We start from the raw sequence: 26,915 nt of genomic DNA, 5'->3' as shown, positions 1-26,915 counted from the left end.
CGGCCCGCACACCCTGGTCAGGAGCCTGTCGCGGACCGCCAGGTAGGCTTCCCCGACCACGCCTGCGGACCACTGCCGACCAACGAGGAGCCTCCCGGTGCCCGAGCTGCCACCCCCGATCACCGTCGTCGGGATCGGGGCCGACGGCTGGCCCGGCCTGGCCGGCACCTCCCGGGCGGCGCTGCGCGAGGCCGAGGTGGTGATCGGCGGCCCGCGCCAGCTCGCCCTGCTCCCCACCGACGAGGTCGCCGCCGCGCGCGTGCCGTGGCCGTCCCCGCTGCGCCCGGCCGTCCCCGGGCTGCTCACCGAGCACGCCGACCGCCGGATCGCGGTGCTGGCCAGCGGCGACCCGATGTTCCACGGCATCGGCCGCACCCTCACCGAGATCCTCGCCGGGACGCCCGGTGCCGAGCGGCTGCGCGTGCTCCCGCACCCCTCCTCCGTCTCCTACGCCTGTGCCCGGCTCGGCTGGCCGCTGGAGGCCACCGAGGTGGTCAGCCTGGTCGGCCGCCCCCTCGACACCCTCGCCCCGGCCCTGCACCCTGGCCGCCGGCTGCTCGTCCTCAGCTCCGACGCCACCACCCCCGCCGCCGTCGCCGCCCTGCTCACCGCGCGCGGCTTCGGCGCCGCCCGGCTGCGGGTACTGGAACAGCTCGGCGGCCCGGGCGAGCGGCAGCTGGACGGGCCCGCGGACGGCTGGCCGCACCCGGCCGGCGACCCGCTCAACGTCATCGCGGTCGAACTCGGCCCCGGCCCGCGGACCTCGCTCGTCCCCGGCCTGCCCGACGACGCGTACGAGAGCGACGGCCAGCTGACCAAGCGCCACGTCCGCGCCGCCACCCTCGCCACTCTCGCCCCCGCGCCCGGCGAACTGCTCTGGGACGTCGGCGGCGGCTCCGGCTCGATCGCCATCGAGTGGCTGCGCGCCCACCGCGACAACCGGGCGGTCACGGTCGAGCGCGACCCCGTCCGGGCCGCTCGCATCGCCCGCAACGCCGCCGCGCTCGGCGTGCCCCGGCTGCAGGTGGTCACCGGCGCGGCGCCCGCCGCCCTGGCCGGCCTGGCCGCCCCGGACGCCGTGTTCATCGGCGGCGGCCTCACCGCACCCGGCCTGCTGGACGCCTGCTGGACGGCGCTGCCGCCGGGCGGCCGGCTGGTCGCCAACACCGTGACCCTGGAGTCCGAGGCCCTGCTCACCGAGTGGTACCGGCGGTACGGCGGCGAGCTGCTGCGGCTGGCCGTCGCGCACGCCGTCCCGGTGGGCGGCTTCACCGGCTGGCGCCAGGCGATGCCGGTCACCCAGTGGTCCGCCGTCAAGCCCGACACCCCCCAGGAGAACGCCTCGTGACCGTCCACTTCATCGGAGCCGGCCCGGGCGCCGCCGACCTGATCACCCTGCGCGGCGCGCGCATCCTGGCGCGCGCCGAGGTCTGTCTCTACGCCGGCAGCCTGGTGCCGCGCGAACTACTGGACGAGTGCCCGCCCGGCGCCCGCCTGGTCGACACCGCGCAGCTCAACCTGGACCAGATCGTCGCCGAGCTGGTCGCCGCCCACGAGGCCGGCCAGGACGTGGCCCGGCTGCACTCCGGCGACCCGTCCGTGTTCAGCGCCGTCGCCGAGCAGATGCGCCAGCTGGACGCGGCCGGCGTGCCGTACGAGGTGGTGCCGGGCGTGCCCGCCTTCGCCGCCGCCGCGGCCGCGCTGAAGCGGGAACTGACCGTGCCGACCGTCGGCCAGACCGTCATCCTCACCCGGATCGCCAAGCGCGCCACGCCGATGCCCGAGGGCGAGGACCTCGCCACCCTCGGCCGCAGCGGCGCCCTGCTGGTGCTGCACCTGGCCGCCGGGTACGTGGACGACGTGGTCGAGCAGCTGCTCCCGCACTACGGAGCCGACTGTCCGGCCGCGGTGGTCGCGATGGCCAGCCGCCCGGACGAGCTGGTGCTGCGCGGCACCGTCGGCACCATCGCCGGGCAGCTGAAGGAGGCGGGCGTGGTCCGCACCGCGGTGATCATCGTGGGCCGCACGCTGGCCGCCGAGCAGTTCCGCGACAGCCACCTCTACTCGGCGGACCGCGAGCGCCCGCACGAGCCCTGCGGGGCGTGATGGCACCCGTCCCGCAGCCCTCGGCCTCCCCGGACCGGCACGATCAGGCCCGGCACGTCCCGGCCCGGCACGTCCTGGTCCTCGGCGGGACGACGGAAGCGCGGACCCTGGCCGGCGCCCTGGCCGGCCGGCCCGGCCTGCGGGTCACCAGCTCGCTCGCCGGCCGGGTCGCCGAACCGCGGCTTCCGGCGGGCGAGGTGCGGATCGGCGGCTTCGGCGGGCCCGACGGGCTCGCCGCCTGGCTGCGCGACGAGGCGGTGGACGCGTTCGTGGACGCCACCCACCCGTTCGCGGCCGCCATGTCGCAGAACGCCGCCCTCGCCGCCGCGGCGACCGGTGTGCCGCTGCTGGCGCTGCGCCGCCCCGGCTGGGCGCCGGTCGACGGGGACCACTGGCACCGGGTGGGCTCCCTGGACGAGGCCGCCGCCCTGCTGCCCGCCCTCGGCCGCCGGGTCTTCCTCACCACCGGCCGGCAGGGCATCGGCACCTTCGCCCACCTCGACGGCCTGCACTTCCTCGCGCGCTCGGTCGACCCGCCCGCGCCCCCGGTGCCCGCCGCCCTGGACGTCCTGCTGGACCGGGGCCCGTTCACCCTGGACGGCGAGCGGGCGCTGCTGCGCGACCACCGGATCGACGTCCTGGTCACCAAGGACAGCGGCGGCGCCGCCACCGCCCCCAAACTCACCGCCGCCCGCGAACTGGGCCTGCCAGTGGTGGTCGTGGAGCGCCCGCCGCTCCCGGCCGGCGTTCCGGCGGCCGATTCGGTGCCGGCGGCGCTGGACTGGCTGGCCGGGCGCGGTCTCCCCTCCCGATAGCCCCCGCGGCTTCCGGAACTGCGCCCGCCGCGCCCCGACGCTGCCATCATGGGCGCGATGGACGACGATCAGCGCACCCGGACCTTGCAGACCGCCGACGAACGCGCCACCCTGGCCAGTTTCCTGGACTTCCAGCGCGACACGCTCGCGATGAAGTGCGCCGGTCTGCGCCCCGAACAGCTCCGCGAGCGCGTCCTGCAACCCTCCGGGCTCTCCCTGCTCGGCCTGGTCCGCCACCTCGCCGAGGTCGAGCGCGGCTGGTTCCGCAACACCTTCAACAACGAGGCGCAGCCCGGCATCTGGACGCACCCCGACGGTGGCTTCGCCGAGTTCGACGTCCAGACCGCCGACCCGGAGGAGGCCTTCGCCGCCTGGCGCGGCGAGTGCGACCGCTCCCGGGAACTCGTCGCCGCCGCCGAGTCGTTGGACGTCCTCGGATACCGCGGCGAGGAGGCGTTCTCGCTCCGCTGGATCATCACCCACATGATCGAGGAGTACGCCCGCCACAACGGCCACGCCGACCTGCTCCGCGAACACCTCGACGGCGAGACCGGCGAGTAGCCGCGGGCCGACACCCGGAGAACAGAGGAGAGCCGATGCCGGCCCGCCACAAGGAACGCGACACCCCCGGATCACCGGGGGCGTGGAACGAGATCGTGCCCGGGCTCTGGATGGGCGGGCACTTCACCACCCCGCCCGGACGGGCACTGGAACCAGTCGTCGTGGAGCGGGAGTTCGACCTGGTGGTCAGCCTCTTCACCCGGCCCGGGCACGGCCCGGAGCCGGGGGTGGAGCATCTGGTCAGGGAGGTGCCCGACGGGCCGCTCTCCCCCGGGCAGCTCGGCGCCGTGAGGGAGGCGGCGACGCACGCGGCCGAGGCCGTCCGGCAGGGGCGCACCACCCTGGTCCGCTGCCACTCCGGCTACAACCGCTCCGGTCTGGTGGTGGCCCAGGCCCTGGTCGAACTCGGCCACGAGGCCGACCGCGCCGTGGAGTTGATCCGCGAGCGGCGCTCGCCGTGGGCGCTGAACAACTCGCTGTTCGTGCAGTACCTGACCACCGGGCTAGACACCGCACAGCTGCTGACCGGCCTCAACGAGTGAGGCCGGTCGGCGGGGTGACGTCCGGTCAGATGTCGCGGAAGGTCTCGATCTGGGCGCCGATCGAGTTGAGGCGCTCGGCGAGGTCCTCGTAACCGCGGTTGATGACGTAGACGTTGCGCAGCACCGAGGTGCCCTTGGCGGCGAGCATCGCCAGCAGGATGACGACCGCCGGGCGCAGTGCGGGCGGGCAGACCATCTCGGCGGCGCGCCAGCGGGTCGGGCCCTGGACGAGCACGCGGTGCGGGTCGAGGAGCTTGATGTCCGCGCCGAGCCGGGTGAGTTCGGTGAGGTAGATGGCGCGGTTGTCGTACACCCAGTCGTGGATCATCGTGGTGCCGTGGGCGGCCGCGGCGATCGCGGCGAAGAACGGCACGTTGTCGATGTTGATGCCGGGGAACGGCATCGGGTGGATGGTGTCGACCGGCGCGGTCAGCTTCGAGGGGCGGACGGTGAGGTCGACCAGGCGGGTGTGGCCGTTGTGGGCCCGGTACTCGGGGGTGCGGTCGTAGTCGAGGCCCATGCCCTCCAGCACCGCGAGCTCGATCTCCAGGAACTCGATCGGCACCCGGCGGATCGTCAGCTCGGAGGAGGTGACGACGGCGGCCGCCAGCAGGCTCATCGCCTCGACCGGGTCCTCGGCGGGGGTGTAGTCGACGTCGCAGGTGATCTCGGGCACGCCGTGCACGGTGAGGGTGGTGGTGCCGATGCCCTCGATCTTCACGCCCAGCCGCTCCAGGAAGAAGCAGAGGTCCTGGACCATGTAGTTGGGCGAGGCGTTGCGGATGACGCTGACGCCGTCGTGCCGGGCGGCGGCGAGCAGGGCGTTCTCGGTGACGGTGTCGCCGCGCTCGGTCAGCACGATCGGGCGGTCCATCGGCGCGCCGGGCTGGACGGAGGCGTGGTAGGCGCCGGACGTGGTGGCGACCTCCAGGCCGAAGCGGCGCAGCGCGGTCAGGTGCGGCTGGACGGTGCGGGTGCCGAGGTCGCAGCCGCCGGCGTACGGGATGGCGAAGCGGTCGGCGCGGTGCATCAGCGGGCCGAGGAACATCAGCACGCTGCGGGTGCGGCGGGCGGCCTCGACGTCCATGGCGGCGAGGTCGAGCTCGGCGGGCGGGGTGAGTTCGAGGTCCCGGCCGTCGTTGGTCCAGCGGCTCTTGACGCCGATGCTGGTGAGCACCTCAAGGATGCGGTAGACCTCTTCGATCCGGGCGACCTGGCGGATCGTGGTGCGGCCGGTGGTCAGCAGCGAGGCGCAGAGGATCGCCACGCAGGCGTTCTTGCTGCTGCGGACGTCGATCGCGCCGGAGAGGCGGGTGCCGCCGGCGACCCGCAGGTGCATCGGGCCGGCGTAGCCGAGGGAGACGATCTCGCTGTCGAGGGCTTCGCCGATGCGGGCGATCATCTCAAGGCTGACGTTCTGCTTGCCCTGCTCGATGCGGTTGACCGCGCTCTGGCTGGTGCCGAGGGCCTCGCCGAGCTGAGCCTGGGACCAACCACGGTGCTGACGCGCGGTACGGATGAGGGTGCCGATACGGGTGAGGTAGTCGCCTGTCACCCGGCAGACCATATCTCATGCTTGAGATAGCACCAGAATCGATCCTGCGTGTGGCGCTACTTTTGTCCGTTTCTCACCCCGTATGAGCGTCAGATCTTCACATCATGGCAACGGTTCAGGGGGTCGATGAGGTATCCAGAGGAGCGGGCACCGGCCCAGGGCTCAACGGCCCAGCGGGCTCAAGGGCCCAGCGGGCTCAAGGGCCCAGCGGGCTCAAGGGCCCAGCGGGCTCCGCGCGGCCGACGATGGTGCCGGCCCGGTCGATGCAGATGACGTCCACCGCGACGGGCGAGCCGACCAGCACGCCCAGTGCGGTGGCGCGGGCCGCCTCGGCGACCAGGTCGCCCAGCGGGACACCGGCCGCGCGGCAGAGCTGGATCGCCTCCAGCGCGGTGTTGGCGGCCGCGACCGCGTCGGCCAGCTCCGGGCCCGCGCCGCCCGCGCGCGCCAGCCCGGCAAGGTACCCCTTGTCCACCTGGGAACGCGCCGAGTGCAGGTCGAGGTGGCCGGCGGCGAGCTTGGAGAGCTTGGCGAAGCCGCCCGCGATGGTCAGGCGCGGTACCGGGTGGCGCTTGAGGTACTTGAGCACGGCCCCGGCGAAGTCGCCCATGTCGAGCAGCGCGTCCTCGGGCAGCCCGTGCACGGCGACGGCGACCTTCTCGGACGTCGAGCCGGTGCAGCCCGCGACGTGGGTCCGCCCGGCGGCCCGGGCCACGTCGACCCCGCGCCGGATGGAGTCGATCCAGGCGGAACAGGAGTAGGGGACGACGATCCCGGTCGTCCCGAGGATGGACAGGCCGCCGAGGATGCCCAGCCTGGGGTTCCAGGTGGAGCGGGCGATCTCCTCCCCGTGGTCGACGGAGATCTCCACCACGACGTCCCCGTCGCCGCCGAACCCGGCGGCCACCTCGGCGACCGCGTCGCGGATCATCTGCCGGGGCACCGGGTTGATGGCCGGCTCGCCGACACCGAGCGGCAGCCCGGCCTTGGTGACCGTCCCGACCCCGGGGCCGGCCCGGAACACCACCCCGCTGCCGGGCTCGCCCGCCCACACCGTCGAGCGGATCAGCGCGCCGTGCGTGACGTCCGGATCGTCCCCGGCGTCCTTGACCACCCCGGCCATGGCCCGCCGCCCGCGCGACCCGTCCGGCCCGGCCGGCGCAACCGCGGCCCCGTCGGCCGGCGACCCCCCGACCGGCGACGCCCCGACCGGCACGCCATCGGCCGGCGACTCCCCGGCCACCAACTCCTCCGCCGCCAGAGCGAATCCGGGCTGCTGCCCCTTCGGCAGCGTGATCACCACAGGGTCCGGGAACGCCCCCGTCAGCAGCGCCTGGTACGCCGCCTTGGTCGCCGCCGTGGCGCAGGCGCCGGTCGTCCACCCGTGCCGCAGGCCACTGCTCCTCAGCTGCCCGGCCCGACCACCGACACCGACCTCACCCACGACCGCTCCCTGCTCCGCACACCGGCTCTTGGACGCCCCCATCCTCCCCCGCCCGGCGGCCGGCGGCGCACCCGCCCGGCCGGAGCAGGAAGTCGGCCGGGCCGACTTCCCCCTCCGGGCGCTCACGCCTCCGGGTAGCGGCGGGGGGTCCAGACGACCTCGGCGGCGTTTCCGCGTTCGACGGCCTGGGTCTGGGAGGAGCCGATGAGCAGGATGGTGCGCATGTCGACCTGGGCCGGGTCCAGGTCCGCGAGGCGGACGGTGCGGACGCGCTCGGTCGGGCCGCCGACGTCGCGGGCCATCACCACCGGGGTCTCCGGTGCGCGGTACTCCAGCAGGAGGTCTCGGGCCAGGCCGACCTGGGTGGTTCGGGACTGCGAGCCCGGGTTGTAGAGGGCGAGCACGAGGTCGGCCTCGGCGGCGAGGCGCAGGCGCTTGGCGACCACGTCCCAGGGCTTGAGCCGGTCGGAGAGCGAGACCACGGCGTAGTCGTGGCCGAGCGGGGCGCCGGCGCGGGAGGCGGCCGCGTGCGCGGCGGTCATCCCGGGGACGATCCGCACCGGCACGTCCCGGTAGGCCTCCTCGCAGGCGACCTCCAGCACGGCGGTGGCCATCGCGAAGACGCCCGGGTCGCCGGAGGAGACGACCGCGACCCGGTGGCCGCGACGGGCCAGGTCGAGGGCGAACTCGGCGCGCTCGGACTCCACCTTGTTGTCGGAGCCGTGCCGCTGCTGGCCGGGGCGGGCGGGCACCCGGTCCAGGTAGGTGGTGTAGCCGACCAGGTCGGTGGCGGCGGCGAGGGCGCCGCGCGCCTCGGGGGTGAGCCAGAGCGGACCGGCCGGGCCGGTACCGATCACCGTGACGCTGCCGAGCCCCTCGGAGGGCTTCGCCTCGGGCTCCAGCGGCGCGACCTTGCTCGGCAGCACCGCGACGGAGAAGTACGGGACGGTCTCCGCGTCCACGTCGGCCAGCGGCGCGGTGCGCTCGCCGTCCATGAAGGCGCGCTCGACGTACTGGGCGTCGTCCAGCCGGCCGGCCCGCTCCAGGGCGCGGCGGACGGCCGGGAAGGTGCGGCCCAGCTTCATGATCACGGCGGAGTCGGCGGAGGCGATCCGCGCGGTGAGCTCCTCCTCGGGCAGCGTGCCGGGGATGACGGTGAGCGTCTCCTCGGCCTCGGTGAGCGGCTGCCCGAGCCGGGCGGCGGCGGCACTGACCGAGGTCACGCCGGGGACGACCTCGGCCGGGTAGCGGTGCGCGAGGCGCTTGTGCATGTGCTGGTAGGAGCCGTAGAAGAACGGGTCACCCTCGGCGAGGACGACGACGTCGCGGCCGGCGTCCAGGTGGGCGGCCAGCCGGGCGGCGGCCTCCTCGTAGAAGTCGTCGAGCGCGCCCCGGTAGCCGCCGGGGTGGTCGGTGGTCTCGACCGTGATCGGGTAGACCAGCTTCTCCTCGATCTGACCACCCGTCAGGTACCGCTCGGCGATGGACCGGGCGATCGAGCGGCCGTGCCGGGCGCTGTGGTACGCCACCACGTCGGCCTTGCCGATGAGTTCGGCGGCGCGGACGGTCACCAGGGACGGGTCGCCGGGGCCGAGCCCGACCCCGTAGAGCCGACCGGTCGGAGCCTGGTGCGCCGTCACTCTTCTTCACTCGCAATCGCGTTGATGGCGGCGGCGGCCATCGCACTGCCGCCGCGCCGGCCGCGCACCACCAGGTGCTCCAGGCCGGACGGGTGGACGGCCAGGGCCTCCTTGGACTCGGCCGCGCCGATGAAGCCGACCGGGACGCCGATGACCGCGGCCGGGCGCGGCGCGCCCGCCTCGATCAGCTCCAGCAGGCGGAACAGCGAGGTCGGCGCGTTACCGACGGCGACCACCGCACCCTCCAGCCGGGGCAGCCACAGCTCCATGGCGGCGGCGCTGCGGGTGTTGCCCATCTTCCGGGCCAACTCGGGCACCGAGGGGTCGGTGAGGGTGCAGAGCACCTCGTTGTCGGCGGGCAGCCGCTTGCGGGTGACGCCGCTGGCGACCATGTTGACGTCGCAGAGGATCGGCGCACCGGCGTGCAGCGCAGCGCGTGCGGAGGCGACCACGCCGGGCGAGTACACCAGGTCCTCGACCAGGTCGGTCATCCCGCAGGCGTGGATCATCCGCACCGCGACCTGGGCCACGTCGGCGGGCAGGGCGGCGAGGTCGGCCTCGGCCCGGATGGTGGCAAAGGACTGGCGGTAGATGGACGCGCCGTCCTTCTCGTACTCGATCACTTCGTGGTCCTCCGGGCCTCGGCGACCGCCTCGGCCATCTCCTCGTTCGTCACGTCCACGGTGGCGGCGTCCACCGCCACCCGGTAGCCCTGCCCGGTGGCGAGCACGTCCACCCATGCTCCGGCCGGGTGGCCGCAGCGCCGCTCACACCCGGACCAGTGCACGCGCAGCCCGCCGCCCGGCACCGCCGCGAGATCCAACGCCCGGGCCGCGTCCGTGCGGACGTCGGCCAGGGACTTGGCGCAGCCGGGCAGTCCGGTGCAGGCGCTCGCGCCGTCCCAGGCGGTGCCGGGCTCGGTGCGGAACCCGGCGGCCGCCAGCGCGGGCAGCCGGTCGGCGGACGCCCCGGGCAGGACGGCGCCGCGCCAGGGGGTCAGCCGCAGTTCTCCGGCCGACGCCCCGGCCAGCTCGCGCCACTGGGCGGCGGTGGCCCGGCCGAAGCGCAGGCCGACGGAGAGCCCGCCGGGCAGCGCGCCGAGCGGCGGGGGCGTGCCTGGCAGGGCGGGGAGCGGGACGGTACCGGGCGGCAGCAGGTCGGGCACCTCGCGCAGGTGCCAGGCCTTCCGCCCGCTCTCCCGCAGCGCGTCCAGGAACTCCCGGGCGGCGGCCAGCGCGGCGTCCACCGCGCCGGCCAGGGGGACGGCGCGCGCGGTGGCGGCCCGGCCGAGGCGCAGCAGCGCCGTGCCGTCCGGCCCGTCGTCCGAGCCTGCGATCAATGTCACATCGGCGTCGAGTGCGGCGACGTCGCCCCGCCCGTCGTCCAGTGCGAAGAGGAACTTGCCGGAGAGCCCGGTGGCCCAGCCGCTCGCGCAGAGCCCGGCGTCCAGCTCCCGCGCCCAGGCCCGCACGTCCGCGCGGCCACCCGAGGGGCCGGGTGAGGCGACGATGTTCCGGACCCGCTCGTGGGTCTCGGAGGGCAGCAGCCCGGCGGCGCGCAGCCGCTCGGCCAGCTCCTGCCCGCAGCCCGAAGCCAGGCCGCGCAGCTGGACGTTGCCGCGCGAGGTGGTCTCCACCCCGCCGTCGCCCAGCGCCTCGGCGGCCTCGGCCAGCGCCAGAGCCTGACGGGTCGTCAGCAGACCGCCGGGCAGGCGGACCCGGGCCAGGGCGCCGTCGTCGGCGGTGTGCAGACGAAGGGCCCCCGGACAGGCGTCCGCGCGCCCCCGGTCGGGCGCGGCGGCGCCCGGCGTGGTGGCGTCGGGTGTCGGTGGCATGGCCGCGAGCATACAGATGATCCGATCGGTTGCCTCCGTCCGTTGGGTCACACGTTCGGACGTACTCCCCCAGGTCAGCCGCACCCCGTACGATGCTGCCGGGCGGCCCCCGCGGGCCGCCCACACGCCAGCGACGGCGCAGGGGAGGAAACCGGTGCAAGCCCGGTGCGGTCCCGCCACTGTGACCACGGTTCACCGGAGTTCCGGGAGGCCGTGGGAGCCAGGAACTCCTGCCGTTCTCCACCGGCCCGGGGCGCGGACCCCGAGGAAGGCTTGAAAGCCATGCGCCGCCGCACACCTGTGCCCATGCCCGCCATCGAGGCCGGGAGGGCCTTCGCATGATTCTGCTGCTGTCGACGTCCGACACCGACCTGCTCAGTGCCCGTGCCTCCGAGGGGCCGGTCCGCTACCGCCTCGGCAACCCCGCCCGGCTCTCGCCCGGGGAACTGCCCGCCCTGGTGGAGGGCACCGACCTGGTGGTGGTCCGCCTGCTCGGCGGGCGCCGTGCCTGGCAGGAGGGCCTGGACGCGCTGCTGGCCGGCCCCCGCCCGGTGATCGTGCTGACCGGCGAGCAGGCGCCCGACGCCCAGCTGATGGAGCTGTCCACCGTGCCCGCCGGCATCGCCGCCGAGGCGCACGCCTACCTCGCCCACGGCGGCGCGGCCAACCTGGCCGAGCTGGGCGCCTTCCTCTCCGACACCGTGCTGCTCACCGGCCACGGCTTCGCCCCGCCGGCCTCCGCCCCCGCCTGGGGCCCGCTGGTCCGCGAGGCCCGTACGACCGACGGCCCGACCGTCGCCGTGCTGTACTACCGCGCCCACCACATGAGCGGGAACACCGCCTTCGTCGAGACGCTCTGCCGGGCGATCGAGGACCAGGGCGCGCAGGCCCGGGCCTACTACTGCGCCTCGCTGCGCGGTGCCGAGGCCGACCTGCTGGCCGCGCTCGGCGAGGCCGACGCGATCGTCACCACCGTGCTCGCCGCCGGCGGCACCCGCCCGGCCGACGCGCAGGCCGGCGGCGACGAGGAGGCCTGGGACGCGGGCGCGCTCGCCGCCCTGGACCGGCCGATCCTTCAGGCCCTCTGCCTGACCTGGTCGCGCGCCCAGTGGGAGGCCAGCGACGACGGCCTCTCCCCGCTGGACACCGCCACCCAGATCGCCGTCCCCGAGTTCGACGGCCGGCTGATCTCCGTCCCGTTCTCCTTCAAGGAGCTGGACGAGGACGGCCTCACCGTCTACGCCGCCGACCCCGAGCGCGCCGCCCGGGTGGCCGGCACCGCCGTCCGGCACGCCCGGCTGCGGCACATCCCGGCCGCCGAGCGCCGGCTCGCGCTCGTCCTCTCCGCCTACCCGACCAAGCACGCCCGGGTGGGCAACGCCGTCGGCCTGGACACCCCGGCCAGCGCCATGCGCCTGCTGGAGCGCCTGCGCGCCGAGGGCATGGACCTCGGCACCGACCTGCCCGGCCTGGACACCGTGGCGGAGGACCAGCACGAGGGCGACGCGCTCATCCACGCACTGATCGCGGCCGGCGGCTACGACCAGGACTGGCTCACCGAGGACCAGCTGGCCCGCAACCCGGTCCGCATCCCCGCCGCCGACTACCGCCGCTGGTACGCCACGCTGCCCGAGGCGCTGCGCACGCACGTCGAGGAGCACTGGGGCCCGGCCCCCGGCGAGCTGTACGTCGACCGTTCGCAGAACCCGGACGGCGACATCGTGCTGGCCGCGATCCGTTCCGGGAACCTGCTCGTCCTCATCCAGCCGCCGCGCGGCTTCGGCGAGAACCCGGTCGCGATCTACCACGACCCCGACCTCCCGCCGTCCCACCACTACCTGGCCGCCTACCGCTGGATCGCGGCCGCGCAGGCCGACGGCGGCTTCGGCGCCGACGCGGTGATCCACCTCGGCAAGCACGGCAACCTGGAGTGGCTGCCCGGCAAGACGGCCGCGCTCTCCGCCGAGTGCGGCCCGGACGCCGTCCTCGGGGACCTGCCGCTGGTCTACCCGTTCCTGGTCAACGACCCGGGCGAGGGCACCCAGGCCAAGCGCCGCGCCCACGCCACCCTGGTCGACCACCTGGTGCCGCCGATGGCCCGCGCCGACTCCTACGGCGACATCGCGCGCCTGGAGCAGCTGCTGGACGAGCACTCCAACATCGCCGCGATGGACCCGGCCAAGCTGCCCGCGATCCGCGCCCAGATCTGGACGCTGATCCAGGCCGCCAAGCTGGACCACGACCTCGGCCTGGACGAGCGCCCCGAGGACGACGGCTTCGACGACTTCCTGCTGCACGTCGACGGCTGGCTCTGCGAGATCAAGGACGCGCAGATCCGCGACGGCCTGCACGTCCTCGGCCAGGCGCCGGCCGGCACCGACCGGGTCAACATCGTGCTGGCCATCCTGCGCGCCCGGCAGATCTGGGGCGGCGTCAGCGCCCTGCCCGGCCTGCGCGAGGCGCTCGGCCTGGACGAGGCCGCGCTGACCCTGGGCGCCACCGACGCCGCCGAGGCACAGGCGCGCGCCCTGGTCGAGGCGATGGAGGCCGAGGACTGGGCGGCCGGGGCGGTCGAGAAGGTCGCCGCCGGGCTGCCGGAGGCCGTCCACGAGGTGCTCACCTTCGCCGCGACCCAGGTCGTCCCGCGCCTGGCCGCCACCACCGACGAGCTGGACGCGGTGCTGCACGCCCTCCAGGGCGGCTTCGTCCCCGCCGGGCCGTCCGGCTCGCCGCTGCGCGGCCTGGTCAACGTGCTGCCGACCGGCCGCAACTTCTACTCCGTCGACCCGAAGGCCGTGCCCAGCAAGCTCGCCTGGGAGACCGGCCAGGCGCTCGCCGCCTCGCTGGTCGAGCGCTACACGGCCGACAACGACGGCGCCTTCCCGCCCTCGGTCGGACTGTCGCTCTGGGGCACCAGCGCGATGCGCACCGCCGGCGACGACATCGCCGAGGCCTTCGCCCTGCTCGGCGTCCGCCCCGTCTGGGACGACGCCTCGCGCCGGGTCACCGGCCTGGAGCCGATCTCCCTCGAGGAGCTGGGCCGCCCGCGCATCGACGTCACCCTGCGCATCTCCGGCTTCTTCCGGGACGCCTTCCCCCACGTGGTCGCCCTGCTGGACGACGCGGTGCGCCTGGCCGCCGCCCAGGAGGAGCCCGCCGAGCAGAACCACGTCCGCGCCCACGTCCAGGCCGACCTGGCCGTCCACGGCGACGAGCGCAAGGCCACCGTCCGCGTCTTCGGCTCCCGCCCCGGCACGTACGGCGCCGGCCTGCTCCAGCTGATCGACAGCCGCGACTGGCGCACCGACGCCGACCTCGCCGAGGTGTACACCGTCTGGGGCGGCTACGCGTACGGGCGCGGCCTCGACGGGCGGCCGGCCCGCGAGGAGATGGAGACCGCGTACAAGCGGATCACCGTCGCCGCGAAGAACACCGACACCCGCGAGCACGACATCGCCGACTCGGACGACTACTTCCAGTACCACGGCGGCATGGTCGCCACCGTCCGCGCCCTCACCGGCAAGGCCCCGACCGCCTACATCGGCGACTCGACCCGCCCGGAGACGGTCCGCACCCGCACCCTCACCGAGGAAGCGGCCCGCGTCTTCCGCGCCCGCGTGGTCAACCCGCGCTGGATCGAGGCGATGCGCCGCCACGGCTACAAGGGCGCCTTCGAGATGGCGGCGACCGTCGACTACCTCTTCGGCTACGACGCCACCACCGGGGTCGTCGCCGACTGGATGTACGAGAAGCTCACCCAGGAGTACGTCCTCGACCCGGTCAACCGCGAGTTCCTGGCCGGCGCCAACCCCTGGGCCCTGCACGGCATCAGCGAGCGCCTGCTGGAGGCGGCGAGCCGCGGCCTCTGGGAGCAGCCCGACCCGGAGCTGATCGAGCAGCTCCAGGCCGCCTTCCTGGAGACCGAGGGCGACCTCGAGGGCGACGAGGGCTGACACCCGTCCGCTGCGGCCGCCGCCCCCCGGCCCCGGGGGGCGGCGGCCGCGCGCGTCACCGACGTCAACATCGCGTGCCGAAGCCTGGCAGCAACGGCCTCCCGAGCGGACAATACGGGGCATGTCGCGCCGCCTCACGCTCACCCCGCCCGCCCTGGGGGCGTCCGCCGCCCGGGACCGTGGCCTCCCCGCCCACCGCTACCGCGCCCGGGTGGGGGCGCTGGCGGCCGGGGCGGTGCCGGTACTCGCCTTCCCCGCGCCCGGGCTGGCGTCACTCGCCTGGGTGGCGCTGGTGCCCGGGTTGCTGGTGATGCAGCGGGCACCCGGGGCGCGCGAGGCGGCGGTGCGCGGGTGGTGGTTCGGCGCGGGGTTCATCCTCACCGCGATGTACTGGCTGATCCCCTCCGTCGGGCCGGCCCTGCCGGTGCTCGCGGTGCTGTTCGGGGCGCTGCAGGCGGGGGTGGGGTACGCCGTGTGGCGGCTGCTGCACCCGCCGCTGACCGCACGGCGGGCCCTGCTCGCCCTGGTCGTCGTCCCCTCGGTCTGGCTGACCACCGAGTACGCGCGCTCCTGGCACGCCCTCGGCGGGCCGTGGGCGCTGCTCGGCGCGACCCAGTGGCAGCACCCGGCCGTCCTGGCGCTGGCCTCGGCCGGCGGGATCTGGCTGGTCAGCGCCGCCGTGGTGGCCGTCAACACCGGGGTGCTGATCATGCTGACCGCCACCGGCCGGCGCCCGCGCGCCGTGGCGGCGCTGGCCGCCGTACTGGTGCTGGCGGCCGGTCCCGCGCTGTTCTCGCTGCGCGCCGCGCCCGCCCGGGACGGGGCACTGACCGTCGCACTGGTCCAGCCCGGCATCGTCGAGGACCCGCAGGCCCGGTTCGAGGCCAGTGCCGCCGCCACCACCGCGCTCGACGGGCGGCCGGTGGACCTGGTCGTCTGGGGCGAGTCCAGCACCACCGCCGACCTCGACCGCGACCCGGCGGCGCTGGACCGGCTGCGCCGGCTCGCCGCGGCCGCCGGCGCCGAGATCCTGGCCGGCGAGGACGCCCGCAAGGCGGACGGACGGATCTCCAAGGACGCGGTGCTGGTCTCGCCGGCCGGCACCGTCGACCGCTACCGCAAGATCCGGCTGGTGCCGTTCGGCGAGTACATCCCGCTGCGCCCAGTGCTCGGCTGGATCGCGGGCGTCAGCCGGGCGGCAGGCGAGAACCGGGCGCCGGGGACGGCGTTCCACGTCCTCCCGGCCACCGACCGCGGCGGCGCGCCGCTGCCCGTCGGGGCGCTGATCTGCTTCGAGTCGGCCTTCCCCGACATGTCCCGGACGGCGGCCCGGGACGGCGCCCGGGTGCTGGTCTACCAGTCCTCCACCTCGACGTTCCAGCGCACCTGGGCGCCCGAACAGCACGTCTCGCTGGCCGCGATCCGGGCCGCCGAGACCGGCCGCCCGGCCGTCCAGGCCTCGCTCACCGGGGTCTCGGCCGCCTTCGACGCGCAGGGCCGCGAACTGGCCCGGCTCGGCACCGAGCGCACCGGCGCTCTGACGGTCCGGCTGCCGCTGACCGGGCCGACCGAGCTGACCTGGTACGACCGGGTCGGCGACGTGGTGCCGACGGCGGCCCTGCTGGTCACGGCGGGTGCGGCGACCGTCGTGCTGTGGCGCAGGCGGACCGGCTGATCCGGCGGCCCGGCGCGGCGGGCCAGGCGGTCGTCCGTCCTCGCCGAGCCGGTCGCTCGGCACTCGGCGCCGGGCGAAGCCGGTCAGCCCTCCGGGCCGGGCGAAGCCGCTCGGTACCCGGCGAAGCCGGTCAGCCCTCCTCGCCGGCCAGGTAGACGCCGAACGCCGCTCCCAGAGGGTCGCGCAGCACCGCGATCCGCGGGCCGTCCGGCACGGTGGTCGGCGCCATCAGGACGTCCGCACCGAGGTTCCCGGCCCGGAACGCGCTCACGTCCACGTCCGCGACCGCGAAGTACGGCAGCCAGTGCGGCGGCACCTGCGGCGGGAAGCGGTCGTCCATCGTCAGCATGCCGCCGAAGTCCTCCCCGGCCAGGCCCCACTGGGTGTACCGCTCGGACGGGTGTACCGTCCAGCCGAACACCGCCGGGTAGAACGCCCGGGCGCCCTCCGGGTCCCGGGTCAGCAGCTCCACCCATCCGAGCGCGCCGGGCTCGTTGAGCACCTCGGCACCGGTCAGCCGGCGTGCCTGCCAGAGCCCGAACACCGCGCCGGACGGGTCCGCCGCGATCACGAACCGTCCGAAGTCCAGCGCCTCCATCGGTGCGACGACGATGCTCCCGCCCGCCGCGGTGATCCTTGCCGTGGCGGCGTCGGCGTCCTCGACGGCGAAGGAGACGCTCCAGGCCGTCGGCTGGCCCTCCCCGTAGAGCGGGGTGATGGAGGCGGCGACCGCGCCGTCCAGCTTCATGAAGGTGTAGCCGCCGGCCTCCGGCCGGTCGTCGCGCTCCGGCTGCCAGCCGAACAGTTCGCCGTAGAACCGTTTGGCCGCCTCCGGGTCCGCGCTGCCGTGCTCCACCCAGCAGGGCCCGCCGGTGGTCACCTTGTTCTGCTTCATCTCGCCCTGCTCTCAGCCGATTTCGAGGATCAGTTTGCCGCGCGCGTGCCCCGACTCGACCAGCGCCAGCGCCTCCGCGGCGTGGGCCAGCGGGTGGCGGGCGGTGATGTGCACGTCCAGTTCGCCGGCGGCCACGAGGTCGGCCAGCGCGGCGAGCGTCGCCGGGGTGGTGGAGCGGGTGATGAAGCGGCCTCCCAGCTCCGCCGCGGTGGCCGGGTCGACGGTCGAGACCAGCTTCGACCGGTCGGCCAGCGTCTCGGCCGCGGCCCGCACGTCGTCCCCGCCGACCAGGTCGAGAATGCCGTCCACCCCGTCCGGCACGGCTGCCTTGATCCGCTCGGCCACCCCGTCGCCGTAGCGCACCTGCACCGCGCCCAGCGACTCCACGTAGCCGCGGTTGGCGTCGCTCGCCGTGCCGACCACCCGGATCCCCCGGCTGCGGGCGATCTGCGCGGCCGCGCTGCCCACGCCGCCGGCGATGCCGAGGATCAGCAGTGTCCGGCCCGAGCCCACCCCGACGTCCCGGACCCCGTCGTCGGCCGTCGCCGCGGCCACCGGCAGCGTCGCGGCCTCGGCGAAGCCGAGCCCCTTGGGCTTGACCGCGCTCATCGCCGCCAGCAGCAGCGTCTGCTCGGCGAACGCCCCGGCCGCGGCGACCCCGAACACCTCGTCCCCAGGTGTGAAGCCCGTGACGCCCGGCCCGATCCGCTCGACCACCCCCGCGGCCTCCTGCCCCATGACGGCCGGCAGCTCGCGGTCCTTGCCGAGCCACCCGCGCCGGACCTTCCAGTCCACCGGGTTCACCCCGGCCGCCCGTACCGTGATCCCCAGCTGCCCCGGGCCCGGCTCCAGTACCGGCCGGTCCAGGAACTCCTGATTCTCCGGCCCGCCGTACCCGACGAACCCGAACGCATTGGCCATCCTCGATCCACTCCTCGGTAGGACCCCCTCCCCCCGCCCCAGCATGCGGTCCGGCCGGGGCCGCGGCCCCGGCTGCTGCGCCGAACGGGCGGGTGGCGGGCGGCGGCGGGTGGATGACGGCCGACGGCTGACAGATGTCACCGGCTGTCATCTGTCAGCCGTCGGCCGTCACCCCTCACCCCCGGCTGTGGTCGCCCGTCCGGCCGTCGAGCAGTTCGCGGAGGATGTCCATGTGCCCGGCGTGGCGGGCGGTTTCGGTGGCCATGTGGATGAGGACCCAGCGCAGCGAGACCTCGTCGCCGAACCAGGCCCGGCCGAGGCCGTCCAGCTCCAGCTCCTCCACCACCTGGTTGGCGGCGGCGCGGGCGCGGGCGTAGAAGGTGAGGACGTCGGCGGTGGACTCGTCCGGCCGGATCCGCATGTCGGACTCCGCGTCCTCGTCCAGATCGAAGGGCAGCGGACCGGTCTCACGGCCGAACGCCTCGCAGAACCAGCCGAGTTCGGCGCCCCCGAGGTGCTTCACCAGCCCCAGCAGGCTCGTCCCGGACGGGGTCATCGGCCGCCGGAGCTGCTCGTCGTCGAGCCCTTCGAGCTTCCACAGCACCGCGTCGCGGTGCCTGTCGAGAGCCACGAACAGGCTTTCCTTCTCCGCCCCTTGGTAGGGCACGCGCTTCATCATGCGCGGACCCTAACAGGCCACCGGGCCGGCGGGGGGCTGCCGATGCGGCCAACTCCCCGCCGGCCCAGGCTGGTTCACCGCACCGACCGCTCCACCTGGATCCAGAGCTGCGCCTCGGCCTCGCCCCCCGGCAGGAAGCGGGTGCGCAGGATCTCCGGGCCGGGACGGGTCTCGTACGGGTTGGAGGGGAACCACTGGGTGTAGACGTCCCGCCACATCTCCTGGAGGGCCTTCGGGAAGGTCCCGGTGTTGGAGAAGACGGCCCAGGTGCCGGCCGGCACCTCGCGCACGTCCAGGTCGTCCGGGACGACCGCGTCCGCACCCGCCACCACCGCGTGGTAGTAGTCGAGTTCGACCCCCTCCTCACGGCTGTCCGAGAAGAACTCGGTGACCGAGAGGATGCCGTCCGGCTCCTGGCCCGAGAGGGCGGAGATCCGGTCGATGGTCTCCCGGCCGATCCCCCCGATGAATTCGGCGATGGCCGGGTTCACCCCCTCGTGCACCAACGGGACCCGGGCCCGCCGGCCGACCAGCCGGAAGTCGGGCTTCTCCACGATGCGGTATTCCATGCTGCTGTTCCCTTCGATGACGAGTCGGAAGGACATCCGGGGCTGGGACTGCAGCGCCGCACCCTCGCGCCGGGCCTCCCCCGGCCCGACGCCGTGCATCGCCCGGAACGCCCGGGCGAACGCCTCCCCCGAGGTGTAGCCGTACCGGACCGCCACATCGAGCAACGTCCGTTCCCCGGAGAGCACTTCGGCCCCGGCCAGGGTGAGCCGCCGGCGCCGCACGTACTCCGACAGCGGCAACCCGGCCAGCGCGGAGAACATCCGCCGGAAGTGGTACTCCGACGTCATCGCGATCCGCGCCAGCTCGGCCACGTCGACGGACGCACCCGGGCGCTCCTCGATGTGCCCCTCGATCCGCTCCATCGCCCGGTTCAGGTGTTCCAGCATCCCGGCCCCGTCCTTCCTCTTACTGATCACCACCGTAGGAAGGACCCACCCTGCCGCACCCGACATCCTGTGCCCGCTCCGGTCGGGTACGGCAGGGACTGCTTGGGGAGAGTCAGCTCGTTCTCCCGCAAGCCAGTGAGCCAACGCAGCGGCGGGCGGCGGGAACGGCGAAGTGACCTACCGTCCGGTGCGGCTGCGGAGCCGGCGGGCCGGCCACCCGCAGCGCGTGGCCGGACGGACGGGAGGACCCGGGTGAACCGCACCCGGGGTGCGTCACGGTTCCGTCATGGCCCCCGCCCCGGGGGGCCGGACCATGACGGAACCGGCGACGGCTGTCAGTACGAGGCGCTGGTGGCGCACCGGCCGAGGTCCAGGTTGCACACCACGACGTACGAGGTGATTCCGGCGTCCAGGAGTTCTTGGGTCCTGACCGTGCCGCTGCTGGTCCAGTTGCTGGAGCTTCCGCCGTTCGACTGCGAGAGGGCCACGGAGCAGGAATTGCCCATGGTGGAGGTCACGTAGCCCTGCACGTGGTCGTGCCCGCTGTAGAACCTGACCTGCATGCCCCCGGCACAACCGGGCACGTTGGCCGGGAAGGTGGTATCGGCTGACGCCATCCCGGCGCTGAGGCCCGAGCCGACCGTGGCGACGGCGGCGAGGCGGACGGCGGTGCGCTTCCTGATCATCAGTGTCTCATGGTGTTCGGTGGCTGACTGCCTCGACCCGCTGTGCCCTCGGAGCCCTACGGGATGCCCGTTTCCCGGGCGAGTCCGCACACCGGCTCGGGGGCTCTTGGAGCCGAGATCACTCTTCGGGGACCGGGGGGCGTCGTGGGTGAACCCCCGGAGGTGTCAGACGTTGCCGTTGGACACCGCAGCACGCTTGAGCGAAGTCATGGCTGTTCCCCGTCGAACGGCTCCGGGCACTCGCCGCGGAGCATCCATCCCCATCCGTGCAGATCCGGGTGTGCGCCCATCCCTGACGACCGGTGGGAGGGAGGACGGTCGACGCGATCGGCGTCGTGCCGTCCGTTCCCGAATGAAGAGAACCGGATGACGGGTCTGCCCCTCGAGTGGTTCGATCAGGTTCGAACACTCATGACGCCGGACGCTCGGGCGGCCGGCAGCTCACTTCGGGGGGTTCCGTGCTCTACCTCGACATGGACCGCACCGTCCTCGCGAACACCCGGTTCGCGATCTCGCCGCTCAGCACCGCGATCGGCGCGCTCTGCCTCCTGCGTGACACCAAGCGGCCGGGCGGCGGCAGTTGGCGGGGCAGGATCCAGGAGACAGTCCGCGACCGGAAGCTCGTTCTGCTGGGCTCGCTGTTCAGCGGGTCGTGGGACTACGTGCCGGACTTCCTGACACCGCAGCCTCAGACCCCGGCGACCGGACTGCAGGAGGAACTGCACACGGTCGCAACCACGGATTCCGCCCGTCTGCGCTGGGAGCTGCAGGTCATGGCCCAGGGTGTCAGCGAGGAGCGCCTGGCGGGCCGGGTGGTTCCCGTGGTCCTGCGCGAGGCCCTGGAGCGGGGCGAGCAGGACTTCGCCGAGCGGGTGGCGGCCGAGCTGCACCAGCTGTGGGAGTGGGCCGTCGCCCCGCAGTGGTCGGCCCTGCGTACGCGCACGGAGGTGGACATCGGCCACCGGGCACAGACGATCGCCCGCCACGGCCTGTCCGGCATGCTGGCCACCCTGCATCCCAGAGTGCTCTGGAGCGACGATCAACTGAGTCTGGTCAGCCGCTTCCGAGGCCGGACCTCCGGCAGCACCGGGCTGGTTCTGACTCCCTCCCTGTTCACCACAGACTTACGTGTGGTCATCGACTCGATACCGGGACCCGCCACGCGGCAGCCGATGTTCGCCTACCCCTGCCGGCCCGGGCCGGAGACCCGCACCGGGCCGACGGTCCACGCCCTGCTCGGGGCGACCCGGGCACGCCTGCTGTCCGACCTGCACGCCCCCCGCACCACCGCGGAGCTGAGCGAACGCCACTTCCTCGCCACCAGCACGGTCTCCTACCACCTCGGCATCCTGCACCGCACCGGCCTGATCACCCGCACCCGCACCGGACAACACGTCCTGTACCAGCAGCCCCCTCGCGCCACGGACCTGCTGGCCGTCCCCCGCCCCCGCTGACACCACAGTGGTGAGGCAGTAGCACCGCGCATCCGTGAGATCACCCCTGAACTCCACCACCGGAACAACGACCACACCGTCGGCGCGGACTCCCCTCCCGCGCCCTGTCGCCGGTCCCGGGCGGAGGTGGACGCGGCGCCGCGCTCCCCGACCCGGGGCCGGCCGGCAGCCCTGGGCCGCACCGCCCACACCGTGAGACGGGCGGGCCGGGCGGGAACACCCGCGCATTCCGTGGTGTTGCGAGCCTCCGCCGCCACGACGCCACCGTCGCAGCTCCACCGCCACTGCCAACGCCGCGGCCACCCGAAAGCCAGTTGTTCAAATTGGAACGACCTAGTACGGTCAGGAACGACCACCACACCGCCCACGGAGGCCCCGTCCATGCCGCAGCACGTCACGCCGCAGCCCGGCACCGCCACGGTGCGCTCCCGGGTGCGCATCCCGCTGACCTTCCCGGACGGCTACCGCGCCGAGGCCGAGGTCTTCACCTTCCACGGCCTGGCCGACGGCGCCGAACACCTGGCGCTCGCCTTCGGCAGCACCGCGCAGAGCCGGACCACGAACGGGGAGACCACGAACGGCGGGACGCCGCTGGTGCGGCTGCACTCGGAGTGCCTGACCGGCGACGTCTTCGGCTCGGACCGGTGCGACTGCGGCCCGCAGCTGCGCGAGTCGGTCGAGCGGATCGCCGAGGCCGGCGGCTACCTGCTCTACCTGCGTCAGGAGGGTCGGGGCATCGGCCTCTACAACAAGCTGGACGCCTACGCCCTCCAGGACTCCGGGCTCGACACCTACGACGCCAACACCGCGCTCGGCCTGCCCGAGGACGGCCGCGACTACACCGCCGCCGCCCAGATGCTCGGCGCCCTCGGCGTCACCGGCATCGACCTGCTGAGCAACAACCCGGACAAGGCGGCGCAGCTGACCGCCCTCGGCATCACCGTCGAGCAGCGGGTGCCGACCGGCGTGCACCTGAACGACAGCAACGTGCACTACCTGCGGGCGAAGGTGGAGCGGACCGGACACTCGATCGAGCTCTCCCGGCTCGTGGGCTGAGCCGGCGACGCCCGTCCGGCACACCCGGACACCACCGTCCCGGCACCCACCACGGCCCATCGGCACGTCGGGCGGACACGTCGGCCGGATACGTCGGTCCGGCACCGCGGAGTGGCTCTGCGGTGCCGGACGGACGGTGCCGGACCGGTCGGGTCAGTGCTGCCAGACCCGCACGTAGTCGACCTGCATGTCGGCCGGGGTGGCGGTCGGGCCAGAGGCGTAGACCGCGTTGTTGAGGATCAGGTACATCGGCGAGGAGGTGATTCCGCTGGTGATCTGACCGACCTTCACCCCGTCGTAGTAGTAGGTCACCGAGCCCGGCTGCCAGTCGGCGCCGAAGGTGTGCCAGCCGCTGTAGTTGCCCGAAGCGCAGCCGCCGGGGCCACCGGACGGGGAGTGGAAGTGGTAGCAGGCCTGACCGCTCAGGCCCTCCATCACGTCCAGCTCACCGTCGGCCGGCCAGTTCTGGCCGTCGGTCCAGAAGGCCGGCCAGTTGGCGACCTGCGAACCGGCCGCGGGCAGGTAGATCCGGGACTCGAAGGCGCCGTAGGTGAACTGGGCCTTGCCGTTGGTGTTGACCAGCCCCGAGGTGTACGCGAAGTTCTTGCCGTTCACCGTGGCCGGCTTCTGGGCGGCCGTCAGGTGCAGGCTCCCGCCGCTCTCGGACACCTGGGACGGGGCGTAGGCGGCGGACTCGTCGCCGTTCACCGGAGGCGTCGTGCAGGTGGCGCAGCCGAACCAGTTGGGGTTCCACTTCGAGCTGTCGAGCGAGCTGCCGTTGAACTCGTCGGCGAAGACCGGACGCCAGCTGCCGGGGATGCCGAGCGGAGCGGCCGAGGAACCGGACGGCTGAGAGGGCGACGCGGTGGCCGACGGCGAAGACGGCGAAGCGCTGGCCGACGGGGATGACGGCGAAGCAGTGGCGGACGGCGAGGACGGCGACGCGGTGGCCGACGGCGACGCGGTCGGCGTCGAGGACGGGCTCGGCGCCGGAGTCGGGGCGGTGCCCGAGGTGAAGGCACCGACCGGAGCCAGGTTGTGCCAGCGGTTGTCGATCTTGTACGCCACGAAGTACGTGTACTTGCCCGCCGGGAAGGCCCGGCTCTGCGGCGTGAACGTCCGCTGCGCCGTGGTCAGGGTCGCCGGAGCCGCCCCGCCGAAGTCGTAGTTCGCGCCGTCGGCCGAGCGGACGGCGATGGTCAGGGCCTGCACCGAGGTCCGCTTGGTGGCGTGCAGCTTGGCGGTGGCGGTGACCGGGGCGCCGGCACCGGGAGCGGCCGGCGTGACCGACAGCGAGTCGACCACCACCGGCTCGGCCGGGGCGGCCGGCGCGGCCCATGCGGCCACTCCGGTCCCGCTGGCGGCGAGCGCGAGTGCGAGGACGGCGATCCGGCGTCTGCCGGTGAACGTGCTGCGGCGGTGCTTCGAATGCTTGGGCATGCGTGGGAGGACCTTTCGTTCCCCCCCGGCTGTGGACCCGCAGCAGCCTGAACGAGGACTCGGTCCGTACGCAAGCCCGATGCCGCGGCCGGAACCGCGGCATCGATCGTGCACAATCCTAAAACTCCTGGTGGGACGGCCCCTGGAGGTGTCGGGACCGGCCGTCTGTGATAAGGGGCACAGGGGCCGGTACGGCGGCCGGTCACGGCCGTACGGCCGTGGCGACCGACCGGCTGATCGCCCGGGCCGCGAAGCCGGTGCCGCAGACGAAACGCATCATCGGCCCGAAGGTGTCGGCGGCGGACAGACCGGTGAAGTAGAGCCCGGGTACGGAGGACTCGAAGCCCGGGGACAGCCGGGGAGCGCCCGCGTTCCGGCAGGTCACCGCCCGGCGCAGTCCCGGCGCCAGCAGGTCGAGCCGCTCGACGTCCACCCGGTAGCCGGTGGCCACCAGGACCTGGTCGGCCTCCAGGGTGTCGGTCGGGCCCCGCAGACGGAGCCGCGCCCGGCCGCGGACCTCCTCGGCCGAGACCACCTCGTGCCCGGTGAGCTGCGGGAACCGGCCGAGCGCCCGCTCGCGCAGCCACCACGCTCCGGACGGTCCGAGTATCGTCCGGACCAGGTCGGCCCTGGTGCGGTCCGGCAGGTAACGGAAGGCCTGGGGCGCCCGGCAGAACGCGGTGAACGACCAGCCCGGCCCCAGCGGCGAGGCCGGCTTCGCCACCCGCTGCGGCCACGGCCGGTCGCCCGGCCGGTCGGAGTCGGGCGGGTCGCCGAAGACCAGGTGCGCGGTCCTCGCGACCAGGACGGGTTCGGAGCCCGCCTCGCGCATCAGCGTGGCGCTCTCCAGCGCCGACTGTCCGGCTCCGATCACCGCCACCCGCTGGCCGGCGAACTTCGCCAGGTCCGCGTGCTCCGAGGTGTGCGAGGCGAGGCCGGCCCCGGCCAGCGGCCGAAGTTCGGCGGGAATCCTCGCGTAGGGCGGGAAGCCGTGGGCCAGGACCACCGTCCGGGCGGTGAACGCCTCCCCGGTGTCCAGGGAGAGCCGGAAGCCGCTCGGGGCGGCCTCGACCAGGGTCACGGCGGCACGCTCCACCTCGGGCACGCACCGCTGCTGGAACCAGTCCCCGTAGCGGACGAACTCGTCGAGCGGCACCGCGTACCGGTCGCCCACCCACGCACGGCCTTCGGCTGCGCGGAAGTCGTTCAGAGCGTGGCGGCCCTCGGGGTCGGAGATCGAGGAGGCCCGGGGGGTGGACTTGAGGAACATCCCCACCGGCATCCGCGCGCGCCAGCTGCCCATCGGCACGCCGAGGACGCGCACGGCCACGCCCCTTGCCTTCAGGTGGGCCGCGACGGACAGCCCGTACGGGCCGGCCCCCACGATCGCGACGGGTACCGGACTGGGAGAGATCATGTCGAGCCTCCAGAAGTGAGACGCGCGGCGATCCCGTGCCACACGTAATCGGCCACGCGCTGAGTCCCCTGGCCGCCGAAGCGGACCGCCATGGCGGCGGCGGGTGCGAGGTCGTCGCCGCAGAGCCAGGCGCGCTCGGTCGACCGGCGGGGCCGGAGATCGGGCAACGGCTGCCGTTCGCGCCAGAGCGTGACCGCGGCCGAGAGCACGTCCAAATGCCCGACCCCGTAGAAGCGGTTCAGCTGCGGCCCGGGCGGGACCGGGCGGCCGGTGAGGGACAGGTGCAGGGCGCGGACGACGTCCAGGCCGTTCTCGGTCTCGAACAGCCGGAACTGGGCGCCGGTACGGGGGTTGAAGTCGAGGAGCTTGTACCGTCCGTCACGCAGGTCCAGGCGCCAGTCCAGATCGGCGATGCCGCCGTAACCGATCGCCCGGCACAGGCCGGTGGCCAGCTCTGCCAGCTCGGGGTTGGGCAGTGCGACGGCCCGGGTGGTGAATCCGCCCGCGGGCGGGTAGGAGCGCAGCTTGCGCCCGGTGAAGACGGCGAGTGGTTCGCCTCCGGGGCCGCAGCACAGGTGCGTGATCCAGTCCTCGGAGCGTTCCGGCGGCAGGTACTCCTGGGCCAGGACCGAGAACCGGCCCTCCGGCGGGCAACTGGCCAGCAGTTCCCGCTCGTCGTGCACGATCGTGGTGTTCGGGACGACGGGGCGGCTGAGCCGGGTGAAGGGCTCCAGGTTCTTCAGCACCAGCGGGTAGCCACAGGTCCAGGCGGCCTTCAGCAGCTCGTCGTGGTCGCCCGGGGCGACGGTGACGGGTGCCGGGATGCCGTGCTCCTCGCAGATCGCGTGCATGGCGGCCTTGTTGGCCAGTCGCCGTGGGAGCCCGGCGGGCACCGGGGGCAGGACGAAGTACGGGGCGAGCTCCTCGGCGTGCTCGGCGAGCAGGACGGCGGCCTCGTCGTCGGTGGGCAGGGCGATGCACCGGCGGCCGATCGCCCGGCCGACGCCCCGGACGGCCGAGAGCAGGTGGTCGGTGCTCTCGCACCCGTTGGTGGGCCGGACGAAAGCGCGCGTCAGGTAGCGGGAGAGCGCCGTCGGTGTCAGCCGGTCCTCGACCATCGCGTGGACGGCCACCCCGGCGCGGCCCAGCGACCGCACCACGCCGACCGGGCCGTGCGCCAGCGGATACCTCCCCACCTTGACGAGCAGGACCGCGGTATTCCGGTCCAGGTCCAGCCTGGCCGGGTTGGTGTGATCGTCCCGGTTCATGTGTCGCACCTCCTCTTG

The 26,915-nt window shown here is 74.2% G+C and carries 22 protein-coding genes and 1 riboswitch; of the genes, 9 read left to right on the top strand and 13 right to left on the bottom strand.

Annotated features, from left to right (window positions below):
• Positions 1 to 97: 97 nt before the first annotated feature.
• Genes cbiE through ACZ3YO_RS07625 form a run of 5 tightly spaced genes read left to right on the top strand, consistent with a single transcriptional unit; the run spans position 98 to position 4,024 of the window.
• Complete coding sequence (gene cbiE / locus ACZ3YO_RS07645; protein WP_465566141.1) at positions 98 to 1,348, top strand: precorrin-6y C5,15-methyltransferase (decarboxylating) subunit CbiE; 1,251 nt, start codon at positions 98 to 100, stop codon at positions 1,346 to 1,348.
• Positions 1,345 to 2,106, top strand: a complete 762-nt coding sequence (gene cobM / locus ACZ3YO_RS07640; protein WP_465566138.1) for a precorrin-4 C(11)-methyltransferase — start codon at positions 1,345 to 1,347, stop codon at positions 2,104 to 2,106. Before cbiE ends, cobM begins: the two co-directional genes overlap by 4 nt.
• Positions 2,106 to 2,921 carry a cobalt-precorrin-6A reductase gene (locus ACZ3YO_RS07635; RefSeq protein ID WP_465566309.1) on the top strand — a complete coding sequence of 272 codons (816 nt, stop codon included), beginning with the start codon at positions 2,106 to 2,108 and terminating at the stop codon, positions 2,919 to 2,921. Before cobM ends, ACZ3YO_RS07635 begins: the two co-directional genes overlap by 1 nt.
• 57 nt (positions 2,922 to 2,978) lie before the next feature.
• Positions 2,979 to 3,482, top strand: a complete 504-nt coding sequence (locus ACZ3YO_RS07630) for a DinB family protein (protein ID WP_465566136.1) — start codon at positions 2,979 to 2,981, stop codon at positions 3,480 to 3,482.
• Positions 3,483 to 3,517: 35 nt separating this feature from the next.
• Complete coding sequence (locus tag ACZ3YO_RS07625; protein WP_465566133.1) at positions 3,518 to 4,024, top strand: protein-tyrosine phosphatase family protein; 507 nt, start codon at positions 3,518 to 3,520, stop codon at positions 4,022 to 4,024.
• 25 nt (positions 4,025 to 4,049) lie between these two features.
• Here the strand turns inward: ACZ3YO_RS07625 and ACZ3YO_RS07620 are convergent, their stop codons facing one another.
• From ACZ3YO_RS07620 to ACZ3YO_RS07600, 5 genes are all read right to left on the bottom strand, one after another.
• On the bottom strand, positions 4,050 to 5,579 hold the full coding sequence (locus ACZ3YO_RS07620) for a UDP-N-acetylglucosamine 1-carboxyvinyltransferase (protein ID WP_396320055.1): 1,530 nt from the start codon (positions 5,577 to 5,579) through the stop codon (positions 4,050 to 4,052).
• A 196-nt stretch (positions 5,580 to 5,775) separates the two neighbouring features.
• Positions 5,776 to 7,065 carry a cobalt-precorrin-5B (C(1))-methyltransferase gene (locus ACZ3YO_RS07615; RefSeq protein WP_465566130.1) on the bottom strand — a complete coding sequence of 430 codons (1,290 nt, stop codon included), beginning with the start codon at positions 7,063 to 7,065 and terminating at the stop codon, positions 5,776 to 5,778.
• 80 nt (positions 7,066 to 7,145) lie between these two features.
• Positions 7,146 to 8,663, bottom strand: a complete 1,518-nt coding sequence (locus ACZ3YO_RS07610; protein ID WP_465566128.1) for a precorrin-2 C(20)-methyltransferase — start codon at positions 8,661 to 8,663, stop codon at positions 7,146 to 7,148.
• Positions 8,660 to 9,286: a precorrin-8X methylmutase gene (locus ACZ3YO_RS07605; RefSeq protein ID WP_465545031.1), complete on the bottom strand. Its 627-nt coding sequence runs from the start codon at positions 9,284 to 9,286 to the stop codon at positions 8,660 to 8,662. The genes ACZ3YO_RS07610 and ACZ3YO_RS07605 overlap by 4 nt, the downstream gene beginning before the upstream one ends.
• Positions 9,283 to 10,509, bottom strand: coding sequence for a cobalamin biosynthesis protein CobG (locus ACZ3YO_RS07600; protein ID WP_465566124.1), 1,227 nt, complete (start codon positions 10,507 to 10,509; stop codon positions 9,283 to 9,285). Before ACZ3YO_RS07600 ends, ACZ3YO_RS07605 begins: the two co-directional genes overlap by 4 nt.
• Positions 10,510 to 10,641: 132 nt before the next feature.
• Positions 10,642 to 10,727, top strand: a riboswitch (cobalamin riboswitch).
• A 108-nt stretch (positions 10,728 to 10,835) separates the two neighbouring features.
• Here ACZ3YO_RS07600 and cobN point away from each other — a divergent pair.
• Positions 10,836 to 14,450 (top strand): cobaltochelatase subunit CobN, encoded by a 3,615-nt coding sequence (gene cobN / locus ACZ3YO_RS07595; protein ID WP_465566121.1) that lies wholly within the window; start codon positions 10,836 to 10,838, stop codon positions 14,448 to 14,450.
• A gap of 121 nt (positions 14,451 to 14,571) precedes the next feature.
• A complete protein-coding gene (lnt, locus tag ACZ3YO_RS07590) occupies positions 14,572 to 16,125 on the top strand; it encodes an apolipoprotein N-acyltransferase (protein WP_465566119.1) in 1,554 nt (517 codons plus the stop codon).
• Positions 16,126 to 16,255: 130 nt separating this feature from the next.
• Here lnt and ACZ3YO_RS07585 read toward each other — a convergent pair whose 3' ends face one another.
• The 5 genes from ACZ3YO_RS07585 to ACZ3YO_RS07565 form a co-directional block, all read right to left on the bottom strand.
• Positions 16,256 to 17,020 carry a VOC family protein gene (locus tag ACZ3YO_RS07585; RefSeq protein ID WP_465566116.1) on the bottom strand — a complete coding sequence of 255 codons (765 nt, stop codon included), beginning with the start codon at positions 17,018 to 17,020 and terminating at the stop codon, positions 16,256 to 16,258.
• Between the two features lie 12 nt (positions 17,021 to 17,032).
• Positions 17,033 to 17,941, bottom strand: coding sequence for an NADP-dependent oxidoreductase (locus ACZ3YO_RS07580; RefSeq protein WP_465566113.1), 909 nt, complete (start codon positions 17,939 to 17,941; stop codon positions 17,033 to 17,035).
• Positions 17,942 to 18,116: 175 nt separating this feature from the next.
• On the bottom strand, positions 18,117 to 18,620 hold the full coding sequence (locus ACZ3YO_RS07575; RefSeq protein ID WP_465566110.1) for a DinB family protein: 504 nt from the start codon (positions 18,618 to 18,620) through the stop codon (positions 18,117 to 18,119).
• 74 nt (positions 18,621 to 18,694) lie between these two features.
• Positions 18,695 to 19,576, bottom strand: a complete 882-nt coding sequence (locus tag ACZ3YO_RS07570; RefSeq protein ID WP_465566107.1) for an AraC family transcriptional regulator — start codon at positions 19,574 to 19,576, stop codon at positions 18,695 to 18,697.
• A gap of 335 nt (positions 19,577 to 19,911) precedes the next feature.
• Entirely contained in the window at positions 19,912 to 20,262 is a 351-nt protein-coding gene (locus ACZ3YO_RS07565; RefSeq protein WP_465566105.1) for a hypothetical protein, read from the bottom strand.
• A 458-nt stretch (positions 20,263 to 20,720) separates the two neighbouring features.
• Here ACZ3YO_RS07565 and ACZ3YO_RS07560 point away from each other — a divergent pair, with 458 nt between their 5' ends.
• Both ACZ3YO_RS07560 and ACZ3YO_RS07555 read left to right on the top strand, forming a co-directional pair.
• Positions 20,721 to 21,716 (top strand): ArsR/SmtB family transcription factor, encoded by a 996-nt coding sequence (locus ACZ3YO_RS07560; RefSeq protein WP_465566102.1) that lies wholly within the window; start codon positions 20,721 to 20,723, stop codon positions 21,714 to 21,716.
• A 381-nt stretch (positions 21,717 to 22,097) separates the two neighbouring features.
• Positions 22,098 to 22,772, top strand: coding sequence for a GTP cyclohydrolase II (locus ACZ3YO_RS07555; RefSeq protein ID WP_465566100.1), 675 nt, complete (start codon positions 22,098 to 22,100; stop codon positions 22,770 to 22,772).
• 153 nt (positions 22,773 to 22,925) lie between these two features.
• On the opposite strand, the gene ACZ3YO_RS07550 is transcribed toward ACZ3YO_RS07555, so the two are convergent.
• The 3 genes from ACZ3YO_RS07550 to ACZ3YO_RS07540 all read right to left on the bottom strand — a co-directional run bounded on the left by ACZ3YO_RS07550 (position 22,926) and on the right by ACZ3YO_RS07540 (position 26,897).
• Positions 22,926 to 24,212 carry a glycoside hydrolase family 16 protein gene (locus ACZ3YO_RS07550; RefSeq protein ID WP_465566097.1) on the bottom strand — a complete coding sequence of 429 codons (1,287 nt, stop codon included), beginning with the start codon at positions 24,210 to 24,212 and terminating at the stop codon, positions 22,926 to 22,928.
• A gap of 202 nt (positions 24,213 to 24,414) precedes the next feature.
• On the bottom strand, positions 24,415 to 25,629 hold the full coding sequence (locus ACZ3YO_RS07545) for an FAD-dependent oxidoreductase (RefSeq protein ID WP_465566094.1): 1,215 nt from the start codon (positions 25,627 to 25,629) through the stop codon (positions 24,415 to 24,417).
• On the bottom strand, positions 25,626 to 26,897 hold the full coding sequence (locus ACZ3YO_RS07540) for a carboxylate--amine ligase (RefSeq protein ID WP_465566091.1): 1,272 nt from the start codon (positions 26,895 to 26,897) through the stop codon (positions 25,626 to 25,628). Before ACZ3YO_RS07540 ends, ACZ3YO_RS07545 begins: the two co-directional genes overlap by 4 nt.
• Between the last annotated feature and the right edge of the window lie 18 nt (positions 26,898 to 26,915).

It is taken from the genome of Kitasatospora sp. NPDC022785, from assembly GCF_055561295.1.
This window is presented reverse-complemented; position numbering and strand designations above follow the sequence as displayed.

Coding starts and splice junctions, on each gene's coding strand:
- ACZ3YO_RS07635 (WP_465566309.1), top strand. CDS start 2,106: ATGGCACCCGTCCCGCAGCCCTCGGCCTCCCCGGACCGGCACGATCAG.
- ACZ3YO_RS07630 (WP_465566136.1), top strand. CDS start 2,979: ATGGACGACGATCAGCGCACCCGGACCTTGCAGACCGCCGACGAACGC.
- ACZ3YO_RS07625 (WP_465566133.1), top strand. CDS start 3,518: ATGCCGGCCCGCCACAAGGAACGCGACACCCCCGGATCACCGGGGGCG.
- ACZ3YO_RS07615 (WP_465566130.1), bottom strand. CDS start 7,065: ATGGGGGCGTCCAAGAGCCGGTGTGCGGAGCAGGGAGCGGTCGTGGGT.
- ACZ3YO_RS07600 (WP_465566124.1), bottom strand. CDS start 10,509: ATGCTCGCGGCCATGCCACCGACACCCGACGCCACCACGCCGGGCGCC.
- cobN (WP_465566121.1), top strand. CDS start 10,836: ATGATTCTGCTGCTGTCGACGTCCGACACCGACCTGCTCAGTGCCCGT.
- lnt (WP_465566119.1), top strand. CDS start 14,572: ATGTCGCGCCGCCTCACGCTCACCCCGCCCGCCCTGGGGGCGTCCGCC.
- ACZ3YO_RS07585 (WP_465566116.1), bottom strand. CDS start 17,020: ATGAAGCAGAACAAGGTGACCACCGGCGGGCCCTGCTGGGTGGAGCAC.
- ACZ3YO_RS07580 (WP_465566113.1), bottom strand. CDS start 17,941: ATGGCCAATGCGTTCGGGTTCGTCGGGTACGGCGGGCCGGAGAATCAG.
- ACZ3YO_RS07575 (WP_465566110.1), bottom strand. CDS start 18,620: ATGATGAAGCGCGTGCCCTACCAAGGGGCGGAGAAGGAAAGCCTGTTC.
- ACZ3YO_RS07570 (WP_465566107.1), bottom strand. CDS start 19,576: ATGCTGGAACACCTGAACCGGGCGATGGAGCGGATCGAGGGGCACATC.
- ACZ3YO_RS07565 (WP_465566105.1), bottom strand. CDS start 20,262: ATGATCAGGAAGCGCACCGCCGTCCGCCTCGCCGCCGTCGCCACGGTC.
- ACZ3YO_RS07555 (WP_465566100.1), top strand. CDS start 22,098: ATGCCGCAGCACGTCACGCCGCAGCCCGGCACCGCCACGGTGCGCTCC.
- ACZ3YO_RS07550 (WP_465566097.1), bottom strand. CDS start 24,212: ATGCCCAAGCATTCGAAGCACCGCCGCAGCACGTTCACCGGCAGACGC.
- ACZ3YO_RS07545 (WP_465566094.1), bottom strand. CDS start 25,629: ATGATCTCTCCCAGTCCGGTACCCGTCGCGATCGTGGGGGCCGGCCCG.
- ACZ3YO_RS07540 (WP_465566091.1), bottom strand. CDS start 26,897: ATGAACCGGGACGATCACACCAACCCGGCCAGGCTGGACCTGGACCGG.